The organism is Leisingera sp. ABM4_101 (assembly GCF_056158725.1).
This window is the reverse complement of the sequence record NZ_JBSWTV010000002.1, coordinates 2,080,157-2,099,624: the sequence shown is the minus strand read 5'-3', so window position 1 is coordinate 2,099,624 and position 19,468 is coordinate 2,080,157. Positions and strand designations below refer to the sequence as shown.

18 protein-coding genes are annotated in these 19,468 nt (G+C 64.8%); 6 read left to right on the top strand and 12 right to left on the bottom strand.

Annotated features, from left to right (window positions below; all coding sequences use genetic code 11):
* Window positions 1-8: 8 nt before the first annotated feature.
* From ACXAEK_RS11255 to ACXAEK_RS11240, 4 genes are all read right to left on the bottom strand, one after another.
* On the bottom strand, window positions 9-1,394 hold the full coding sequence (locus tag ACXAEK_RS11255) for a DUF1800 domain-containing protein (protein WP_475041968.1): 1,386 nt from the start codon (window positions 1,392-1,394) through the stop codon (window positions 9-11).
* 262 nt (window positions 1,395-1,656) lie between these two features.
* Window positions 1,657-3,441: an aspartate--tRNA ligase gene (gene aspS / locus ACXAEK_RS11250; RefSeq protein WP_475041966.1), complete on the bottom strand. Its 1,785-nt coding sequence runs from the start codon at window positions 3,439-3,441 to the stop codon at window positions 1,657-1,659.
* 353 nt (window positions 3,442-3,794) lie between these two features.
* Window positions 3,795-4,448, bottom strand: a complete 654-nt coding sequence (locus ACXAEK_RS11245; protein ID WP_475041965.1) for an aminotransferase class IV family protein — start codon at window positions 4,446-4,448, stop codon at window positions 3,795-3,797.
* The gene (locus ACXAEK_RS11240; protein ID WP_475041964.1) at window positions 4,391-5,542 is read right to left on the bottom strand and encodes an aminodeoxychorismate synthase component I; all 1,152 of its coding nucleotides are present in this window, start codon (window positions 5,540-5,542) and stop codon (window positions 4,391-4,393) included. Before ACXAEK_RS11240 ends, ACXAEK_RS11245 begins: the two co-directional genes overlap by 58 nt.
* A gap of 200 nt (window positions 5,543-5,742) precedes the next feature.
* On the opposite strand from ACXAEK_RS11240, the gene carB reads away from it, so the two are divergent.
* A complete protein-coding gene (gene carB, locus ACXAEK_RS11235) occupies window positions 5,743-9,099 on the top strand; it encodes a carbamoyl-phosphate synthase large subunit (protein WP_475041963.1) in 3,357 nt (1,118 codons plus the stop codon).
* Between the two features lie 96 nt (window positions 9,100-9,195).
* Here the strand turns inward: carB and ACXAEK_RS11230 are convergent, their stop codons facing one another.
* The 3 genes from ACXAEK_RS11230 to ACXAEK_RS11220 form a co-directional block, all read right to left on the bottom strand.
* Window positions 9,196-9,906: a trypsin-like serine peptidase gene (locus ACXAEK_RS11230; RefSeq protein ID WP_475041961.1), complete on the bottom strand. Its 711-nt coding sequence runs from the start codon at window positions 9,904-9,906 to the stop codon at window positions 9,196-9,198.
* 624 nt (window positions 9,907-10,530) lie between these two features.
* Entirely contained in the window at window positions 10,531-11,259 is a 729-nt protein-coding gene (arsH, locus tag ACXAEK_RS11225) for an arsenical resistance protein ArsH (protein ID WP_475041960.1), read from the bottom strand.
* Entirely contained in the window at window positions 11,252-11,716 is a 465-nt protein-coding gene (locus ACXAEK_RS11220) for a hypothetical protein (RefSeq protein ID WP_475030644.1), read from the bottom strand. The genes arsH and ACXAEK_RS11220 overlap by 8 nt, the downstream gene beginning before the upstream one ends.
* Window positions 11,717-12,095: 379 nt before the next feature.
* Between ACXAEK_RS11220 and ACXAEK_RS11215 the strand changes: the two genes are divergently transcribed.
* Window positions 12,096-12,701: a thymidine kinase gene (locus tag ACXAEK_RS11215; RefSeq protein WP_475041958.1), complete on the top strand. Its 606-nt coding sequence runs from the start codon at window positions 12,096-12,098 to the stop codon at window positions 12,699-12,701.
* A 72-nt stretch (window positions 12,702-12,773) separates the two neighbouring features.
* Here the strand turns inward: ACXAEK_RS11215 and ACXAEK_RS11210 are convergent, their stop codons facing one another.
* Genes ACXAEK_RS11210 through ACXAEK_RS11195 form a run of 4 tightly spaced genes read right to left on the bottom strand, consistent with a single transcriptional unit; the run spans window position 12,774 to window position 15,415 of the window.
* Window positions 12,774-13,727: a 2-hydroxyacid dehydrogenase gene (locus ACXAEK_RS11210; protein WP_475041957.1), complete on the bottom strand. Its 954-nt coding sequence runs from the start codon at window positions 13,725-13,727 to the stop codon at window positions 12,774-12,776.
* A 1-nt stretch (window position 13,728) separates the two neighbouring features.
* Window positions 13,729-14,067: a tRNA-binding protein gene (locus ACXAEK_RS11205; protein ID WP_039129067.1), complete on the bottom strand. Its 339-nt coding sequence runs from the start codon at window positions 14,065-14,067 to the stop codon at window positions 13,729-13,731.
* Window positions 14,060-14,875, bottom strand: coding sequence for a pyrroline-5-carboxylate reductase (proC, locus tag ACXAEK_RS11200; RefSeq protein WP_475041955.1), 816 nt, complete (start codon window positions 14,873-14,875; stop codon window positions 14,060-14,062). Before proC ends, ACXAEK_RS11205 begins: the two co-directional genes overlap by 8 nt.
* 39 nt (window positions 14,876-14,914) lie before the next feature.
* Complete coding sequence (locus ACXAEK_RS11195; RefSeq protein ID WP_475041954.1) at window positions 14,915-15,415, bottom strand: type III secretion system chaperone family protein; 501 nt, start codon at window positions 15,413-15,415, stop codon at window positions 14,915-14,917.
* A 301-nt stretch (window positions 15,416-15,716) separates the two neighbouring features.
* On the opposite strand from ACXAEK_RS11195, the gene ACXAEK_RS11190 reads away from it, so the two are divergent.
* On the top strand, window positions 15,717-16,259 hold the full coding sequence (locus tag ACXAEK_RS11190; RefSeq protein WP_475041953.1) for a sigma-70 family RNA polymerase sigma factor: 543 nt from the start codon (window positions 15,717-15,719) through the stop codon (window positions 16,257-16,259).
* Between the two features lie 67 nt (window positions 16,260-16,326).
* Complete coding sequence (locus ACXAEK_RS11185; protein ID WP_475041952.1) at window positions 16,327-17,037, top strand: glutathione S-transferase family protein; 711 nt, start codon at window positions 16,327-16,329, stop codon at window positions 17,035-17,037.
* A 116-nt stretch (window positions 17,038-17,153) separates the two neighbouring features.
* Here the strand turns inward: ACXAEK_RS11185 and ACXAEK_RS11180 are convergent, their stop codons facing one another.
* A complete protein-coding gene (locus tag ACXAEK_RS11180; protein ID WP_019296037.1) occupies window positions 17,154-17,399 on the bottom strand; it encodes an accessory factor UbiK family protein in 246 nt (81 codons plus the stop codon).
* 97 nt (window positions 17,400-17,496) lie between these two features.
* Between ACXAEK_RS11180 and lgt the strand changes: the two genes are divergently transcribed.
* Entirely contained in the window at window positions 17,497-18,396 is a 900-nt protein-coding gene (gene lgt, locus ACXAEK_RS11175; protein WP_475041951.1) for a prolipoprotein diacylglyceryl transferase, read from the top strand.
* A complete protein-coding gene (locus ACXAEK_RS11170; protein WP_475041949.1) occupies window positions 18,393-19,460 on the top strand; it encodes a class I SAM-dependent methyltransferase in 1,068 nt (355 codons plus the stop codon). The genes lgt and ACXAEK_RS11170 overlap by 4 nt, the downstream gene beginning before the upstream one ends.
* The last annotated feature ends 8 nt before the right edge of the window (window positions 19,461-19,468 follow it).

The following is a 19,468-nucleotide window of genomic DNA, read 5'->3' as shown; positions in this document are numbered from 1 at the left end:
TCCTCCCTTCAGCGGCGCTGAAACGCGGGCGCGGCAAGCACCAGCCCAACCGCCTCGGCTCCGGTTTCGGCCGCGCTGGCTGCAAATCTTACGCGTTCATTGGCAAACCGGCCCAGCGCCGAACCGGCAAAGCTGCGCGGGTCCGGCAGTGGCTGCGCCAGCTGCCGCGGCGCCGCCATTGCCCAGCGCAGCCGCGCCGCCAGCGCCTGCGGCGTGACCCAGGTTGTATCTTCCTCCGGCCAGCCGTCCGGGCCGCCGGCAAACTCCCATCGCTGCCCCATCGGCGCCAGCGGCGCCAGCAGCAGCCGGTTCAGCTTTCCGGGTTTGAAGCCCGACAGCCTGTCCTGCGGCACTGCCAGCGCCCGGCAGGCCGAGGCGACATAATCAAACGGCGGCTTGACGTTGCGCAGCTCCGGCTGCCAGGCCGCAGGGTGTTCCAAGAGCGCCCCATAAACCGCCATCAGATCACCGCCGCTCTGCTGCCAGCGCTGCGCCAGATGGGCCACCAGGCCGGGATCGGGTGTGTCTGCGGTGAAATGCACCGCCAGTTTCCAGGCCAGATGCCGCGCCGTTGCCGGGTGGCGGGCCAGATCCCGCAGCGCCGCCAGCACTTGCTCCAGCTCCGGCTTGCCGCCGCCATAGGTCTTGCCCAGCACGGTCTCGGCGCCGGGCTCTGCCATGCCGGGGCGGAATACAAACCCCTTCTCCCGCGAGACCGACATGCCGGTGAACAGCTCTGCGAGCTGCCGCACGTCCTGCTGCCCGTATGGCCCGTCCACCCCCAGGGTATGCAGCTCCAGAACCTCCCGGGCGAGGTTCTCGTTCAGCCCGTCCAGCCGCTTGCGGCGCTTGGCGGCCCGGCTGCCTGGCCCGGCAGAGCGGGCCTGATCCAGGTAGTGCAGCATCAGCGGGCTGGTCACCGCGGCAATCAGCAATTCCTCAAACCGGCCCGCCACATGCGGCCGGATCACGCTCTCGGCATAGGGCGCGGCCATGATGCGCAGCGCGCCGTTCTTGCCCTGAGCGGTGAAATGGTCGGCCCAGAACAGCACCAGCCGCTCGCGGAACCCATCACGGGTATGGATATGGCGCTGCAGCCGCTGGCCGTTCCACCGCAGGCGCGTCCGGTTGTGGTCCCGGCGGTAGCCCTTGAACGCCTGATCCGCATCCGCATAGCCGGATTTGCCCTCCAGCTTCTTGCGCGCTCGCCGCAGCCTGCGGAATTCCCGGGCGCGGCCATAAGCCTCCTCCAGGCTGCTGACCGGGAACCGCAAAGCCATCTCATCGGCGCCGCGGAGCCGGGCCAGCATGTCCTCAGCAGAGGCCGGAGCCGGATGCTGCGGTGACAAGCCCGCACCGAAACGTATCTCTGCCAAATCTCCGTCGAATTGCATCGTCTTGATCCCTTTGGACGCGCCGCATCCCCTGCAAACTAGCCCATCACAGCACAAGTCCACAGCTGAATTTAAGGTGATACGCAGGTCCCGGCGGTCTCCGGCGCCAGGCCGGCAGATTTTTGCAGCCGTTTCCCGGCACGGGAAGCGGCCAGGAAACCACATGTTTTCCTGGCCGGAATTTTCGGAAAATTCCGGCCCCGGCAGCAACGGAAAAGGCCCGGGGCAAGCCCGGGCCTTTTGCAAAAAATCCGTGAAGCGGTTACTGATCCTGCGGGATCACGCGCAGGCCCAGCTCCATCAGTTGCTCGCTGAGCGGCTCGGAGGGGGCCGACATCATCAGGTCCTCGGCGCGCTGGTTCATCGGGAACATGATGACCTCGCGGATGTTGGCCTCATCAGCCAGCAGCATCACCATGCGGTCGATGCCGGCCGCGCAGCCGCCGTGCGGCGGGGCGCCATACTGGAAGGCGTTGACCATGCCGCCGAACCGCTTTTCGACCTCTTCCTTGCCATAGCCGGCAATCTCGAAGGCCTTGAACATGATTTCCGGCTTGTGGTTCCGGATCGCGCCGGAGACCAGCTCATAACCGTTGCAGGCCAGATCGTACTGGTAGCCCTTGACCGCCAGCGGATCGGACAGCAGCGCGTCCATGCCGCCCTGAGGCATCGAGAACGGGTTGTGCTCAAAGTCGATCTTGCCGGTTTCCTCGTCCTTCTCGTAGATCGGGAAGTCGACGATCCAGGCAAAGGCAAAGCGGTCCTTGTCAATGAGGCCCAGCTCTTCGCCGATGACAGTGCGGGCCTTGCCTGCGACGCCTTCAAACGCTTTCGGCTTGCCGCCCAGGAAGAAGGCCCCATCGCCGACACCCAGGCCCAGTTGCTGGCGGATCGCCTCCGTGCGCTCGGGGCCGATGTTCTTGGCTAGCGGGCCTGCGGCCTCGATGCCTTCGCCCTGGTCGCGCCAGAAGATATAGCCCATGCCCGGCAGGCCTTCGCCCTGGGCAAACTTGTTCATCCGGTCGCAGAACTTGCGGGAGCCGCCGGTAGGCGCCGGGATGGCGCGGATTTCGGTGCCTTCGTTTTCCAGGAGGTTGGCAAAGATCGCAAAACCCGAGCCGCGGAAATGCTCGGAACAGTCCTGCATCTTGATCGGGTTGCGCAGGTCCGGCTTGTCGGTGCCGTACCATTTGGCCGCGTCCTTGTAGGAGATCTGCGGCCAGTCGGCTGCGGCGTCCACCTTGCGGCCCTGCCCGAATTCCTCGAACACGCCTGCCATCACCGGTGCGATGGTGTCAAAGACGTCCTGCTGGGTCACAAACGACATTTCCATGTCAAGCTGGTAGAAGTCCGCGGGCGAGCGGTCGGCGCGCGGGTCCTCGTCGCGGAAACAGGGTGCGATCTGGAAATACTTGTCAAAGCCCGAGACCATCATCAGCTGCTTGAACTGCTGCGGCGCCTGCGGCAGCGCGTAGAACTTGCCCGGGTGCAGGCGCGACGGCACCAGGAAGTCGCGCGCGCCCTCGGGAGACGACGCGGTGATGATCGGCGTCTGGTATTCGTTGAAGCCGATGTCCCACATGCGCTTGCGGATCGACTGGATCATGTTGGCCCGCAGCACCATGTTCTTCTGCATCTTCTCGCGGCGCAGGTCCAGGTAGCGGTAGCGCAGGCGGGTTTCCTCCGGGTATTCTTGCTCGCCGAAGACCATCAGCGGCAGCTCGTCGGATTTGCCCAGGATCTCGATGTCGCGGATGAAGACCTCAATCTCGCCGGTGGAGATTTTCGGGTTCACCAGGCTCTCGTCGCGGGCCATGACGTTGCCGTCGATGCGGATGCACCATTCGCTGCGGACCTTCTCGATCTCGGCAAATACCGGGCTGTCCGGGTCGGCCATCACCTGGGTCACGCCGTAGTGGTCGCGCAGGTCGATGAACAAGAGGCCGCCGTGGTCACGGACGCGGTGGACCCAGCCCGACAGGCGGACGGTTTCACCGACGTTGGATTTGTTCAGTTCGGCGCAGGTATGGCTGCGGTAGGCGTGCATGGCTCGGCCTTTCGTTATGCGGGTCGCGGGTCCTTGGGGACCGTCATTCGGGAAATGCGCTAAGGGCGCGGAATTCGTCCGGGGTGGTACACAAGGTTGCAGCCCGCTTGTCAAGCAAACAGGGGTATTTCCGCGCGGTCTGACGTCTGAAATCGGCGGTTCCCGGTGCCAGCGGGGATCTCCCGCCCCATCGCTGGCGCGCTGGGGCCTCCAGCGTTGGGCCGGACGCCGCGCCTGCGGCGCGGCGCGCAGCGCACCCTAGGGTGCGCTGCCGGGCCCAAAGGGCAACGACCCGCTGGCGCCAGCCAGCGGGCCTGTTGTCCGCGGGAGCGCCCCGCCTGGGTCTGCCTCCGCTACACCAGCCGCGCCGGGATCAGCCCGCGCAGGGAGTTGCCCATATGGATGGCCTGCGCGCCGTGCAGGTCTTCAAGCCGCAGCACCGCTTCCACGCATTGACCGCTCTCCAGCATCACCTGACGCAGGATGCCCGGCAGCAGGCCGCTGGACAGCGGCGGCGTCACCACCTGCCCGCCGCCAAGGGTGACGAACAGATTGGTGATCGTGCCCTCGCAAACCTCGCCGCGCTGGTTGAGGAACAGCAGTTCCTCCACGCCCTCCGGCAACTCAGCCCGAGCGGTGTCGTAGAGCGCCCGGCGGGTGGTCTTGTGCTGCAGCCAGAGGTCGTCAGCCTCCAGCCGGGCCTCCGCGATGCCCAGCCGCCATTCAGAGGGGCTGTTTCCCAGCGGTGCCGTGGTCAGCTCCAATTGGCCGGCCGCGTCCAGCGTCAGGCGGCAGCGCAGAGCACAATCGCCTTCAGCAGCTGCAAGCGCGGCCTGCGCCTTGTCAGGATCAAAGGAAATGGCAAACGCCGCCGCACTGCGCCCCATCCGTGCCAGATGCGGCTGCAAATGCCGGACCCCTTCGCCCGGATGCCAGCCCAGCGTCTCGATCAGGCGGAAAGCGGGATCGTTCTGGATGGCGTCACGCGGGCGAACCGGGCTTTCCATAGGGCTTCCTCATATTCCAATTCCGCGGTGCTGTCCCAGACCACGCCGCCGCCCACATTGAGCGTCGCGCGGCCGTCTTCCAGCATCAAGGTGCGGATTGCCACATTGAACTCCGACGCGCCGTCCGGCGCCGCCCAGCCGATGGAGCCGCAATAGATGTCGCGCGCCCAGGGCTCCAGCTCCGCCAGGATCTCCATCGAGCGGATCTTGGGCGCCCCGGTGATCGAGCCGCAGGGGAACAGTGCCGCAAAGATCTCTGCCAGCCCTGCATCGGGCCGCAGTTTTGCACGGACCAGCGACACCATCTGATGCACAGTGGCATAGCTTTCCACTGCAAACAGCTCCGGCACATGTACGGAACCGGTCTGCGCCACGCGGCTGATGTCATTGCGCAAGAGGTCCACGATCATCAGGTTCTCGGCCCGGTTCTTCTCATCCTGGCGCAGGAAGTCGCGGCGGCGGGCGTCCTCGACGGGATCGTCGCTGCGCGGCTGGGTGCCTTTCATCGGCCGGGTCTCAATCACGCCCTCCGCATCGGTGCGGAAGAACAGCTCCGGCGAGCGCGACAGCAGGTCCGGCAGCCCGTCCTGTTCGACCAGCACCCCGTGGCCCACCACCTGTTTGGCTTGCAGCGCGGCATAGAGTTCTTCGGCAGTGCCATAGGCCTGCGCATCAATCGGGAAAGTCAGGTTGGCCTGATAGATGTCGCCTTTGCCGATGTTGCGTTTCACTTCAGCGAAGGCCTCGGAGTAGCGCTCATAGCTCCAGCGGGGGGTAATGCCCTCAAGCCCCGCTTCGCCCCCCCGCGGCCGGGCGCCGCCCTCAGCGTTCTGCGGTAGCGGTTCCTCATAAACGCCAAAACACATCAGCGGCAGCCGCCGCTCCTTCGGCATCCGCCCCGCCAGTTTCGGCTCCAGCGCATAGCCCAGTTCATAGGACGCATAACCTGCCAGCCAATGCCCCGCGTCCCGCGCCGCATCCAAAGCGGCCAGCGCAGCGGGCACCTCTTCGGCCCCGTCCGCCCGGATCACACGCAGCGGCTGGTCGAAACATGTGCCGGCCCCCTTGGGCCCCCGGTCAAAGCAAATCCGCACTGGAATTGACTCCATAAGGTCTTGGACCCCACATATATCTGTTCGCTATGCGAACAAAAGGGGTGGATGCGGCATTTTCATTTCCGTTTCCGATCCCCCTTGAACCTTTCTGCGCGGTCCCTATAACGCAGGACAATTTGGGCGCACGCCAGCGCCCGTGATTCAAAGCCTGCCCGCGCGAAAACCGAAGGAAGCCTGCCATGCCCAAAAGAACCGACATCCAGTCGATCATGATCATCGGAGCGGGGCCCATCGTCATCGGGCAGGCCTGCGAATTCGACTACTCCGGCGCCCAGGCCTGCAAAGCCCTGCGCGAAGAGGGCTACCGGGTCATCCTGGTGAACTCCAACCCGGCCACCATCATGACCGACCCGGGCCTGGCGGACGCGACCTATATCGAGCCGATCACCCCGGAAGTGGTCGCCAAGATCATCGAGAAAGAGCGCCCCGACGCGCTGCTGCCCACTATGGGCGGGCAGACCGGCCTCAACACCTCGCTGGCGCTGGAAGAGATGGGCGTGCTGGACAAATTCGGCGTTGAAATGATCGGCGCCAAGCGTGACGCCATTGAGATGGCCGAAGACCGCAAACTGTTCCGCGAAGCAATGGACCGTCTGGGCATTGAAAACCCCAAGGCCACCATCGTCACTGCGCCGAAGAAAGACGACGGCAACGCCGACCTGGACGAAGGCGTCCGCATCGCACTGGACGCGCTGGATGAGATCGGCCTGCCCGCGATCATCCGCCCCGCCTTTACCCTGGGCGGCACCGGCGGCGGCGTCGCTTATAACCGCGACGACTACATCCACTTCTGCCGCTCCGGCATGGATGCCTCGCCGGTGAACCAGATCCTGGTCGATGAAAGCCTGCTGGGCTGGAAAGAATACGAGATGGAAGTGGTGCGCGACACCGCCGACAACGCCATCATCGTCTGCTCCATCGAAAACGTCGACCCGATGGGCGTGCACACCGGCGACTCGATCACCGTGGCCCCGGCGCTGACGCTGACCGACAAAGAATACCAGATCATGCGCACCCACTCGATCAACGTGCTGCGCGAGATCGGCGTGGAAACCGGCGGCTCCAACGTGCAATGGGCGGTGAACCCCGCCGACGGCCGCATGGTAGTGATCGAGATGAACCCGCGCGTGAGCCGCTCCTCGGCGCTGGCGTCCAAGGCCACCGGCTTCCCGATTGCCAAGATCGCGGCCAAGCTGGCAGTGGGCTACACTCTGGACGAGCTGGACAACGACATCACCAAGGTCACGCCCGCGTCGTTTGAGCCGACCATCGACTATGTCGTCACCAAGATCCCGAAATTCGCCTTTGAGAAATTCCCGGGCTCCGAACCTTACCTCACCACCGCAATGAAATCGGTGGGTGAGGCCATGGCCATCGGCCGCACCATCCATGAGTCGCTGCAAAAAGCGCTGGCCTCGATGGAATCCGGCCTGACCGGCTTTGACGAAGTGGAAATCGAAGGCGTCAACGCAGGCACCTGGGAACCGGCCGGCGACAAGGCCGCCGTCATCAAGGCGATCGGCCAGCAGACCCCCGACCGGATGCGCACCATTGCCCAGGCGATGCGCCATGGCCTCAGCGACGATGAAATCCAGGCGGTCACCAAATTCGACCCCTGGTTCCTGTCCCGCATCCGCGAGATCGTCGAAGCCGAGGCAGAGGTCCGCGAAAACGGCCTGCCAGGTGACGAAGCAGGCCTGCGCGCGCTCAAGATGCTGGGCTTCACCGACGCCCGCCTCGCCAAGCTGACCGGCAAGAAAGAAGCCGAGGTCCGCAAGGCCCGCCGGGTGCTGGGCGTCAACGCCGTGTTCAAGCGGATCGACACCTGCGCGGCCGAATTCGAAGCGCAGACCCCCTACATGTATTCGACCTACGAGGCCCCGGCCTTTGGCGACGTCGAATGCGAGGCACGCCCCTCGGACAAGAAGAAAGTCGTCATCCTCGGCGGCGGCCCCAACCGGATCGGCCAGGGGATCGAGTTCGACTACTGCTGCTGCCACGCCTGCTTTGCGCTGACCGACGCGGGCTATGAGACCATCATGATCAACTGCAACCCCGAGACCGTGTCGACCGACTATGACACCTCGGACCGGCTGTATTTCGAACCGCTGACGTTCGAACATGTGATGGAAATCCTGCGCACTGAGCAGGAGAACGGCACCCTGCACGGTGTCATCGTGCAGTTCGGCGGCCAGACCCCGCTGAAACTCGCGAACGCGCTGGAGGCCGAGGGCATCCCGATCCTGGGCACCTCGCCCGACGCCATCGACCTGGCCGAAGACCGCGAGCGTTTCCAGGCGCTGGTCAACCAGTTGGGCCTCAAGCAGCCGAAGAACGGCATTGCCTCCACTGACGAGCAAGCGCTGGAAATCGCGGGCGAAATCGGCTTCCCGCTGGTGATCCGCCCGTCCTATGTTCTGGGCGGCCGGGCGATGGAGATCGTCCGCGACATGGACCAGCTAAAGCGCTACATCGCTGAGGCAGTGGTGGTCTCCGGCGACAGCCCGGTGCTGCTCGACAGCTACCTGGCCGGCGCGGTTGAGCTGGACGTGGACGCGCTGTGCGACGGCAAGGACGTGCATGTGACCGGCATCATGCAGCACATCGAAGAGGCCGGCGTGCACTCGGGCGACTCTGCCTGCTCGCTGCCGCCCTACTCGCTCGACAAGGCCATGATCGAACAGATCAAGGAGCAGACCAACGCCCTGGCGCTGGCCCTGAACGTGGTTGGCCTGATGAACGTGCAGTTCGCCATCAAGGACGATGAAATCTTCCTGATCGAGGTGAACCCGCGCGCCTCGCGCACCGTGCCGTTTGTGGCAAAGGCCACCGACAGCGCCATCGCCTCCATCGCCGCCCGTGTGATGGCCGGCGAGCCGCTGTCGACCTTCCCGATGCGCGCGCCCTACCAGCCGGATGCAGGCTATGACGTCAACACGCCGATGGCCGATCCGATGACCCTGGCGGACCCGGACATGCCCTGGTTCTCGGTCAAGGAAGCGGTGCTGCCCTTTGCCCGTTTCCCGGGTGTCGACACCATCCTCGGCCCGGAAATGCGCTCCACCGGCGAAGTCATGGGCTGGGACCGGTCCTTTGCCCGCGCCTTCCTGAAGGCGCAGATGGGGGCCGGCATGGTGCTGCCCTCCTCCGGCCGTGCCTTCATCTCGATCAAGGACGCCGACAAGGGCCAGCTGATGCTGGATGCGGCAAAGATCCTGGTGGAGCAGGGCTTTACCCTGGTCGCCACCCGCGGCACCCAGACCTGGCTGGACGGCCAGGGCGTGGCCTGCGAGCTGGTGAACAAGGTCTATGAGGGCCGCCCGCATGTGGTGGACATGCTGAAGGACGGCGACGTCCAGCTGCTGATGAACACCACTGAAGGCGCCCAGGCGGTCGAGGACAGCAAGGAAATGCGCTCCGTCGCGCTTTACGACAAGATCCCCTATTTCACCACCGCCGCCGGCGCCAACGCCGCCGCGCGTGCGATCAAGGCACAGGCTGAAGGGGATGTTGAGGTGAAATCGCTGCAGGGCTGATCCCTTCGCCCGAAGCACAGAACAACAGAAGCCCCGGGAATTCCCGGGGCTTTTTTCATGCCGCCGGCCTGCCGGGACCCTGCGCCCAGCGGCTCCCTACCCCGCCTCGCGGATCAGCGTCTGCAGCGCATGACCCAGCGGCGCTGCCAGCGATACGCCTCTGCCGCCCATCTCCGCCTTGGAGGAGATCACCGAAACCAGCCGCGGCGCCCGGCCCGGCCGGGTCTGCAGCACCGGCGAGCCCGAAGCCCCCAGATCCACCCGGCATGAGGTGATCAGCGCGCTTTGCCGCGACACCAGCACCTGGCAGGCCGTTTGCAGCCGCGGAGAGCGCACATGCCGGTGGGAATAGGACATCACGTCAACCCGCGCACCGCGCTCCGGCGCGCCGGCCAGAGCCAGCGGGCGGATCATATCGCCGCTGATCGGCCGCTCCAGCCGCAAGACGGCAATATCGGAGCCGGCCTGGAACTGGCCGGTCTGCCCATGCCGGTAGCCCGGATGGATCACCGCCTTGGCCACCCGGCGCGACGCCTTGGCCCGGCGGCCGTCCAGCCCGGCCTCAAACTTGATGCTGCGCGGGTTCACCGCCCGGCCGTCGCGGATCCCATACATACAATGCGCCGCCGTCAGCACAATATCCGGCCCGATCAGGGTGGCCGTGCACATGGCCTTGCCGCCGATGTTCAGACGGCCCACCGCCTCCCATCCCGGCACCGATTGCACCGGTGCGGGCTGCCCGGCGCTGACCGGCCCGGCGCTTGCGCTGATCAAAAGGGCGGCAGCAATTCCTAGCAATCGTCTCATAACCCACTCCATGTTCCCACACCGCCAAACTGGGTGACGGCTGCGGCTGGAATGGGGCCTGCTGCGGTGCCGCGCTGGCAGAAAGATGGGCAGAATGAGACAGGATTAACAAAGGGTTAACGCAGCCTTTCCGGGTCAGGGCCAGACTGCCCAAACCCCTTATTTCCTTAACAGGCGCAAACAGGTTTCGGAAAAAACCGCTAAAAACCCGGAAAAATCCTCCGTTCTTCGTTAGGAACCCGGTCCGGTTTTTCCCCGGTTTCCCGGCAAAAACAGCCCCCGGTGGTAACGTCACGGTGCAAATGAGGCGGAAATGAGCCTTAACAAATGCCTAAACAGCCGGAATCCGGCCGCCCAATTGCTTAACCGCCCCCTCCCCTTTTGCGGCAAAGGGCAAAAAAGCCGCTCCTGCACCGCGTGTTTTCTTGCGGCAGCGCTGCGGGCCGGGCAAGATCAGGCCATCGAGCAATCAACCCGGAGCCAATAATGCGCCTGCCCCTGTTTCTGACCGCCCTGCTGACCCTGGCGGCCTGCGACGTGCCGCTGATCCCGCTGATCTGAAACAACAAAGCCCCGGCAGCGCTGCCGGGGCTTTTTCTGATAAAGCTGAGGCGCCCGCCCCGCCTATTTCTGCGACACCCGCTTGTGGACCTCTTCCGCGCTTTCCACCCGTTCCGAGTAGCGGTCCACCAGATACTCCTTGCGGCCGCGCACCAGCCAGGTGAATTTCACCAGCTCCTCCATCACATCCACCAGACGGCGGTAGAACGGGCCGTCCGGCAGGCGGGCGCCCTCTTCGAACTCCAGCCAGGCTTTGGGGATCGAGCTTTGGTTGGGGATCGTCACCATCCGCATCCAGCGGCCCAGGATGCGCATCTGGTTGACCGCGTTAAAGCTTTGCGAGCCGCCCGAGACCTGCATCACCGCCAGCGTCTTTCCTTGCGTGGTGCGGATGCCGCCCTGCAGCGACAACGGCAGCCAGTCGATCTGCAGCTTCATGATACCGGTCATTGCGCCGTGGCGCTCCGGGCTGGACCAGACCATGCCCTCGGACCAGACTGCCAGCTCGCGCAGCTCTGCCACCTTGGGATGCTCCGCCGCACCCGCATCATCGGGCAGCGGCAGGCCGGAAGGATCAAAGATCCGCGTCTCGCAGCCCAAGGCGCGCAGCACCCGCGCCGCTTCCTCCGCCGCCTTGCGGGAATAGCTCACCTCGCGCAGGGACCCGTACAGCAGCAGGATCCGCGGCGGGTGGCGCGGGTCGCCGGGCGCGGCCAGCAACTCCACGTCGGCCGGGTGCAGCTGCCCCTCGGCAATTCCGGGCAGATCGCCCAGATCAACTGTCTCAGGCACTTTCTTCTTCCAGGTGCAGTTTCATGTCCAGCAGCACCTGCTGCAGCAGCACGGTTTCGCGCAGCAGCCGCTTGGCCTCATTGACAGTGATGATGCCGTCCTCGATCGCTTCCTGGTATTCGCTCATCAGCTGCGCAAAGCGCTGGCTCAGCGCGATCACATCCGCATTCACCCCGCCGCTGCGCCCGGTCTCCTCGGCGCTGCCGTTGCCGTTGTAGGACAAGGTGATGTTTTTCAGATCCGCCAGCGCGGAGGTGACATGCGGGTAAGACGCCGCGCCCTCCAGCTTGGCCACCGCATCCACCGGCATGAACCGGTCCGCGTGCTCGGCATTGTCCGAGTAATAGCGCCCCAGCGTCGCCTTGGATTTACCGGTGATCTGGCAGGCGGCCTCGATGCCGACATCCTTCACCAGCGCCTCGGTGTGTTTCTTCAGATACGTGCCGATTTCAGCCATATACGTCCTACCTGGCTTGACCGCCGCCCCCTGCCGGGGAACGAACTGGTTAATTTCCCATGTCCGAGTTGTAGAGGAATTGCGATACCTTATCCATCCCTTTGGTTTTCTGGGACTTAGCGAGTGGCATGGTGCAATTGGCATCTGTTGTCCAGTGCAAAGCGGGATGGGTGAGTGACGTTCCGCGTTTTGGGTAATTGGTCTGCCCGGAACTTGTGCTCTCCGGGGCGTTTGGCGCGGTTTTTAAACGGGGTTTGTTCCACCCTTGCCGCGCTGGCCCCGGTGAGCCTTCCTTTTCCCCTGCAAACCTGCCGCAAACCGGCAAATTCCGCGCGAATCCGGTTCCACCCGCGGCCCTGCCCGGATAAAACCCGGCGCCATGGCCAAGCTCTATTTCAACTATTCCACCATGAACGCGGGCAAGTCGACGGTGCTGTTGCAGGCGTCGCACAACTACCGCGAAAACCGCATGGACACTTATCTGCTGACCGCCCGGCTCGATGACCGCGCCGGCAAGGGCAGAATTGCTTCGCGCATCGGCATCGGCGAAGAGGCGGATATGTTTGCCGCGGGCGACGATCTCTTTGCCCGCATCAAGACCCGCCTCTCCCGCGGGCCGGTGGCCGCGGTTTTCGTGGATGAGGCGCAGTTTCTGGAGCCGGATCAGGTCTGGCAGCTGGCCCGGGCGGTGGACGACCTGCGGGTGCCGGTGCTGGCCTACGGCTTGCGGGTGGATTTCCAGGGCAACCTCTTTCCCGGCTCCGCCACACTTTTGGCGCTGGCCGATGAGATGCGCGAGGTGCGCACCATCTGCCATTGCGGCAAAAAGGCCACCATGGTGGTACGCCAGGACGATCAGGGCCGGGTCATGACCAAGGGCGACCAGGTTCAGATCGGCGGCAATGAGACCTATGTCTCGCTCTGCCGCCGCCATTGGCGCGAGGCCGTGGGAGACCTGCGCAAAGGCAAAACAGCAGCGGAATAATCCGCTGCCGCTTCTTTCTGGTTGAAAATACTCCCGGGGCCCGGGGCAGCGCCCCGGTTCCGAAGGCCGGCCTCAGACCCGGTTCGGCAGCTCTGTTCCGGCCAGATAGGCGGCGACATTGTCCAGCGCCATATGGCCCATGTTGCTGCGCACCTCCTCGGTGGCGGTACCCAGATGCGGCAGCAGGGTGGCGTTATCCAGATCAATCAGCGCCTGCGGCACCTTGGGCTCGAACTCGTAGACATCCAGACCTGCGCCGCCGATGCGGTTGTTCTGAAGCGCCTCGATCAGCGCCGCCTCCTCCACCACTTCGCCACGGGCGATGTTGATCAGATGCGCGTGGGGCTGCATGGCGTTCAGCACTTCTGCGTTGATCAGGTGATAAGTCTCAGCCCCGCCCGGCACCGCCACCACCAGGAAATCAACCTCGCCCGCCAGTGCGGTCAGGCTTTCGGCGCGGTCCGCCGGGAAACCCAGATCCTTGTCCGAACGCGCCACGTAAGACACATCCATGCCAAAGCCGAAATGGCAGCGGCGCGCGATTGCCTGGCCGATGCGGCCCATGCCGGCAATCCCGACGCGTTTGCCGGTGGCGTGCAGCCCCAGCATCTGGGTCGGGTGCCAGCCCGCCCAATCGCCCCGCCGCAGCATCCGCTCGCCTTCCGAGGCACGGCGCGCCGACATCAGGATCAGCGTCATCGCGATATCGGCGGTGGCATCGGTCACAGCACCGGGCGTGTTGGTCACCTCGACGCCCGCCGCGCGCGCGGCCTCCACGTCGATATGGTTGTAGCCAACCCCGAAGTTGGCCAAGAGCTTGCAGCGCGGGCTTCCCGCCTTGGCAAAGATCTCGGCTGAGAACTTGTCGCCCAGCGTCGGCACCACAATGTCGAAGTCGCTGAGTGCCCGCAGCATCTCCGCCTCGCTCATTACCGCATTGGTCTCACGGATTTCCAGGTCCCCGAACGCCTCCCGTGCCCGGGCCTCCACCGCGGCCGTCATCGGCCGCGCAATCCAGATTTTCATTTCAGTGCATCCTCCCGCCCAGCGGGACCTGTCCATCGGGACCCGCCAGGAATATTTCTCCATCCTCATCCGGCAGGCCCAATACCAGGACTTCTGACATGAACTTGCCGATCTGCCGCGGCGGGAAGTTTACGACGGCCAGAACCTGCTTGCCCACCAGCGTTTCCGGCATGTAATGCGCCGTAATCTGCGCTGAGCTCTTTTTTACGCCAATATCCGGCCCAAAATCGACCCAGAGCTTGATTGCCGGCTTGCGCGCCTCGGGAAACGGCTCCGCGCGGACCACTTCGCCCACCCGGACATCGACCTTCAGGAAGTCGTCAAAGGAAATCTCAGCCACGCGACAGCTCCTTGGAGCGGGTTGTTGCCGCCGCCACCGCCCGGTTCAGCAGCGCCGGGAAACCGTCATCGTCATCCATCAGGACCTCAAGCGCGGCCTGGGTGGTGCCATTGGGGCTGGTCACATTGATGCGCAGCTGGCTGGGGCTCTCGTCCGCCGCCTCGGCCAGCGCGCCGGCGCCTGCGACGGTGGCTTTGGCCAGCTGCATCGCCAGCTCTGTCGGCAGGCCCTGCGCCTCACCCGCCGTGGCCAAGGTCTCGATCAGGTGGAACACATAAGCGGGGCCTGAGCCGCTGACGCCGGTAACGGCATCCATCTGACCCTCATTATCCAGCCGCACAACCTGCCCCACCGCCTGCAGCAGCCCTTCGGCGCGGTCCAGATCGGCGGCGCCGGTATGCTCATTGCCGATAATCGCGGTGATGCCGCGCCCCACCGCAGCCGGCGTGTTCGGCATCGCCCGCACAATTGGCGATTGCGCCCCCAAAACATCCTCAAAGGTTGCAATCGAAGTGCCGGCGGCCACGGAAATGAACAGGGTGGAGCCGTTGCCATAGCTTTGCAGCGTGGGCAGCGCTTCGCCCATCATCTGCGGCTTCACCGCAATCAGCACGATGCCCGGCGCCGCCGGCAGCTCTGCATTGATATGGACGCCGGTGCCCTGCAGCCACTCCGAAGGGCGCGGGTCGATCACCCAGACCGAAGAGGCGGGCAACCCGCCCTCCAGCCATCCGGCCAGCATCGCTGATCCCATCTTGCCGCAGCCCAGCAGCACCAGGCCGCGTGCAGCAATATCCTGCATATCCATCTTTCGCCCCTCCCCAAATCTCAGGTTCAGGGCAAAGTCTTACGCCCGCCCGTAGGCCTCTGCAATGGCGACCTGCATCGCATCTTCCGGGCTGCGCTGGCCCCAGACCGCCAGCTGGATCGCCGGGTAATAGCGCTCCGCATTTGCGACGGCTGCATTGATCATCGCATCAATCTGCTGCGGGCTCGCCATCTGGCCGCCAGCCAGAACCAGCCCGTAGCGGAACAGCATCAGCTTGTGATCGGCCCAATAGGTAAAGGAGCCTTCCCAGCACTGGTCGTTCATCCGGTTGATCAGCTCGTAAAGCCGCGGCAGCTCCGCCTCCGGCGGCTCCATCTCAAAGCTGCAGACCAGCCGCAGGCATTCCTCATAGCCCGACCAGGCCAGCGTCAGCGAATAGGTGCGCCACTGCCCTTCGACCGACATCGCGATCTGATCGTCACCGACCCGGTCGAAGTCCCAGTCGTGGTGCGACGCCAGATGCTCAACAATGTCGATCGGATGGACGTCTTCTTCCAGGTGAAGCTCGGATAGTGCCATGATGCCACCTCTCTTTTTGCCTAGCACACCAGGCACAAGGACGCCCTACAGCTAGGTTTTTCTGCTATGGGCCGGGGAGGCATCCCCGCTCCCATACTAGATATGGTGGAGCTGAAAAGGTGATCTGGCAACCCTTTATTTTGGGGATATCTGCAATAACTTGTGGATGAACTATCCACAGCCCCCTAAATGCCGGCTGCGCGACTATGGGGCGGCGGCTGCCGCAGGTAAAGCCTGAATTGCCTGGCCAGCGTTGATTTCCTCACTCCCCGTCCCCATACCCTGCAAAGGAGGCATGCGCATGACGATCGAAGACATCTGGCCCAAGTACCAGGCCCGGCTGCGGGCCTTCCTGCGCTCCCGGGTGGCAAACCCGGAAGACGCCGAAGACCTGCTGCAGGACATTTCGATCAAGGTCTTCACCGGCCTGCCCGCGCTGCAGGACAGTGCCAAGCTGCAGCCCTGGCTGTTCCAAACCGCCCAGCGCACGATAATCGACCACTACCGCAAGAGGGGCCGCCAGGCGCCGCCGCACCCCGATGACCTGTGGTACGCCAAGGAGGATCCCGGGATCCGCCAGGATCTGGAAGCCTGCGTCGAGCCCTTCATCCAGTCGCTGCCGCCGGAAACCGCCCGCATCCTGATGGCCGTGGACCTCCAGGGGATCCCGCAGCGCGACTACGCGGCCGCGGCCGGCATCCCCTACTCGACCCTCAAATCCCGCGTGCAATCGGGCCGCGCTGAACTGCGCAAAGCCTTCGAAGCCTGCTGCGGCTTCACCCTGGACGCCCGCGGGGGCATTGCTGAATACCACCCGAAATCAGACAGTTGCAAAAAATGCTGAACCAATCCCCGTCTTTTCCCTTTGCCGCGCGTCTTACAGGGCGAACCATCGGAAAAAGGAAAACACGATGATCCGGATAATCAGCTTCAAGATCTGCCCGTTTGTACAGCGGGTGACGGCCCTCCTGGAAGCCAAAGGCGTGCCCTACAGCATCGACTACATCAGCCTCAGCGACAAGCCGCAGTGGTTCCTGGACCTCTCCCCCACCGGGCAGGTGCCGCTGCTGGTGGCTGAGGACGGAACCGCGCTGTTTGAGTCCGACGCCATCACCGAATACGTGGATGAAATCACCGCCCCGCTGCAGCCCGGCCTGACGCCCGAGCAGCGCGCCCTCAACCGCGCCTGGAGCTATCAGGCCAGTAAGCACTACCTGGTGCAATGCTCAGCCATGCAGAGCGCGGACAAGGCCATTCTGGACGAACGCATAGCCAAGCTGAGCAAAGCCTTTGACAAGGCGGAAGAGCAGCTTGGCGACGGGCCCTATTTCTCCGGGGCGGAGCTTGGCAATGTGGACGTCGCCTGGCTGCCGCTGCTGCACCGCGCCGCACTCGTCCGGGCGCACAGCGGTTATGACATGCTGGCAGGCCGCCCCAAGCTGCAGGCCTGGCAGCAGGCGCTGCTGGACACCGGCATCGCGCAGAAATCGGTGCCGGAGGATTTCGGGCAGAAATTCGCGGAGTTCTACCTGGCGGAGCGCACCTGGCTCGGCCGGGGTGCCAATCTGAACGAGGCACCGGGCGAAGCGCCCGCAGCCGCCAAATCCGGCTGCTGCGGATAGAGATACAAATGCAAGGCAGGCAATTTGCCCGCCGCTGCCCTGGAACGCCCGAAACAGAAAAAGCCCGCTGCAGCATCAAGCTGCAGCGGGCCTTGCATCCACCTGGGCAGCACCGCTTACTTCTGCGCCGCCTCCAGCGCGTCCAGACGGGCCTTCAATGCCTCGTTCTCCTCCCGCGCCTTCTGCGCCATCGCCCGCACCGCATCGAACTCCTCGCGGGTGACAAAATCGCGGTCGGCCAGCCAGCGGTCGATCATGCTTTTCAGCGCCGTGTCCGCCTCATCCTTGGCGCCCTGGGCCACGCCCATCGCATTGGTCATCAGCTGGGAAATATCGTCCAGGATCTTGTTGCGGGTCTGCATGTTCTTCTCCGTCTCGGGGTTGATCCCTATATGGGGAAGCGCGCGCGCGGCTGCAAGCCGTTGACTTCCCCCGAAGAGCAGAGGCATTCAGACGCACATGCAGGCCATGATCCAATTCCCCGACCTCTCGCCAGAGATTTTCTCGATCTCCATCGGCAGTTTCGAATTTGCCCTGCGCTGGTATGCGCTGGCCTATATCGCGGGCATCGTCATTGCCTGGCGCCTGGCCGTGGCCGCCCTGCGCCGCCCCGCGTTGTGGCCCGCAAATCAGCCGCCGATGCAGCCGCAGCAGGTGGAGGATCTGCTGACCTGGATCATCCTCGGCGTCATCCTGGGCGGGCGCCTGGGTTTCGTGCTGTTCTACCAGCCCGCCTATTACCTGGCGCACCCTGCGGAAATCCTGAAGATCTGGCAGGGCGGCATGGCCTTTCACGGCGGCCTCATTGGCGTAATCGCCGCCTCCTGGATCTATGCCGCGCGCCACGGCATCCCGCGCCTGCAAATGGCCGATCTGGTGGCCCATACCGTGGCCCCCGGCCTGCTGCTGGGGCGGCTCAGCAATTTCATCAACGCCGAACTTTGGGGCCGTCCGACCGGTCTGCCCTGGGGCGTGGCCTTCCCGGGCCAGGCGGCGCAGGACTGCGGCCAGGCGCTGGGAGAGATTTGCGCCCGCCATCCCTCGCAGCTTTACGAGGCACTGATGGAGGGGCTGATCCTCGGCGCGCTGCTCCTGTACCTTGCCTGGCGGCGGGGCGCCTTCCACACGCCGGGCCGCATCTTGGGCGTGTTCCTGGCGGGCTACGGCCTTGCCCGGTTCATTGTCGAGTTCTTCCGCCAGCCGGATGCCCAGTTCGTCACCCCCGGCAACCCGCTGGGGCTGGCCTGGCAGATTGACGGCATCGGCCTCACCCAGGGCCAGGCGCTGTCGCTGCCGATGATCGCCATCGGCCTCTGGTTCCTGATCCGCGCCCGCCACGCGGCCCGGAGCACCGCATGAGCCTGCTGGACCATCTCCACACACGCATCCGCGCCGATGGCCCGATGTCCGTGGCGGACTACATGGCCGACTGCCTGCTGCACCCGCAGTTCGGCTATTACACCACCCGCGACCCGCTGGGCGCCAAGGGCGATTTCACAACCGCGCCGGAGATCAGCCAGATGTTTGGCGAACTCCTCGGCCTCGCCCTCGCTCAGGCCTGGCTCGATCAGGGATCGCCTGCCCCCTTCACGCTCTCAGAACTGGGACCGGGCCGCGGCACCCTGATGGCGGACCTTTTGCGCGCCACCCGCGGCGTTCCGGGATTTCATGCGGCGATGCAAATCCGCCTGATCGAGGCCTCGCCCGCCCTGCGTGCGGCGCAAGCCAAAACGCTGCAGGGTTATGCGCCCGAATGGCTGGACAGCGTGGACGCCTTGCCGGACCAGCCGCTGTTCCTGGTGGCAAACGAGTTCTTCGACGCCCTGCCCATCCGCCAGTTCCTGCGCGCAGGTGATGGATGGAGCGAGAAACGCATCGGCCTCACGGACAACGCCCTCACCTTCGGCCTCAGCCCCGCCGCGCCGCAGCCTGCACTGGCGCACCGGCTGCAAGACACAAGGGACGGCGACCTGGTCGAGCTCTGCGAAGCCGCCGCCCCCGTCACCCAGGCCATCGCCGCCCGAATCGCTGCCCACGGCGGCGCCGCGCTGATCGTCGACTACGGCGACTGGCGGGCCCTGGGGGACACGCTGCAAGCCCTGCGCGCGCACAAACCCGCCGATCCGCTGCAGCACCCGGGCCAGGCCGACCTGACGGCGCATGTGGATTTCGAAGCCCTGGCATTGGCTGCAAAAACCGCAGGTTGCGCCCACAGCCGCCTCACCCCGCAAGGGGTCTTCCTGGAACGGCTCGGCATCACCGGCCGCGCCCGCGCCCTGGCCGCCCCCCTCCAGGGCGGAGGTCTGGAAACCCTGATCGCCGCACATCGGCGGTTGACGCACCCCGATGAAATGGGAAACCTGTTCAAAGTTCTCGGCCTCTATCCTTCGCAGGCCGCCCCTCCGCCAGGATTGAACCCATGATGGTTAAC

Bases quoted from the DNA above. Each gene is read 5' to 3' on its own strand.
- ACXAEK_RS11220 (WP_475030644.1), bottom strand. From the start codon at position 11,716: ATGGCTGAAATCGGCACGTATCTGAAGAAACACACCGAGGCGCTGGTG.
- ACXAEK_RS11215 (WP_475041958.1), top strand. From the start codon at position 12,096: ATGGCCAAGCTCTATTTCAACTATTCCACCATGAACGCGGGCAAGTCG.
- ACXAEK_RS11230 (WP_475041961.1), bottom strand. From the start codon at position 9,906: ATGAGACGATTGCTAGGAATTGCTGCCGCCCTTTTGATCAGCGCAAGC.
- proC (WP_475041955.1), bottom strand. From the start codon at position 14,875: ATGGATATGCAGGATATTGCTGCACGCGGCCTGGTGCTGCTGGGCTGC.
- carB (WP_475041963.1), top strand. From the start codon at position 5,743: ATGCCCAAAAGAACCGACATCCAGTCGATCATGATCATCGGAGCGGGG.
- ACXAEK_RS11255 (WP_475041968.1), bottom strand. From the start codon at position 1,394: ATGCAATTCGACGGAGATTTGGCAGAGATACGTTTCGGTGCGGGCTTG.
- aspS (WP_475041966.1), bottom strand. From the start codon at position 3,441: ATGCACGCCTACCGCAGCCATACCTGCGCCGAACTGAACAAATCCAAC.
- ACXAEK_RS11180 (WP_019296037.1), bottom strand. From the start codon at position 17,399: ATGCAGACCCGCAACAAGATCCTGGACGATATTTCCCAGCTGATGACC.
- ACXAEK_RS11170 (WP_475041949.1), top strand. From the start codon at position 18,393: ATGAGCCTGCTGGACCATCTCCACACACGCATCCGCGCCGATGGCCCG.
- ACXAEK_RS11190 (WP_475041953.1), top strand. From the start codon at position 15,717: ATGACGATCGAAGACATCTGGCCCAAGTACCAGGCCCGGCTGCGGGCC.
- ACXAEK_RS11210 (WP_475041957.1), bottom strand. From the start codon at position 13,727: ATGAAAATCTGGATTGCGCGGCCGATGACGGCCGCGGTGGAGGCCCGG.
- ACXAEK_RS11195 (WP_475041954.1), bottom strand. From the start codon at position 15,415: ATGGCACTATCCGAGCTTCACCTGGAAGAAGACGTCCATCCGATCGAC.
- ACXAEK_RS11185 (WP_475041952.1), top strand. From the start codon at position 16,327: ATGATCCGGATAATCAGCTTCAAGATCTGCCCGTTTGTACAGCGGGTG.
- ACXAEK_RS11245 (WP_475041965.1), bottom strand. From the start codon at position 4,448: ATGGAAAGCCCGGTTCGCCCGCGTGACGCCATCCAGAACGATCCCGCT.
- lgt (WP_475041951.1), top strand. From the start codon at position 17,497: ATGCAGGCCATGATCCAATTCCCCGACCTCTCGCCAGAGATTTTCTCG.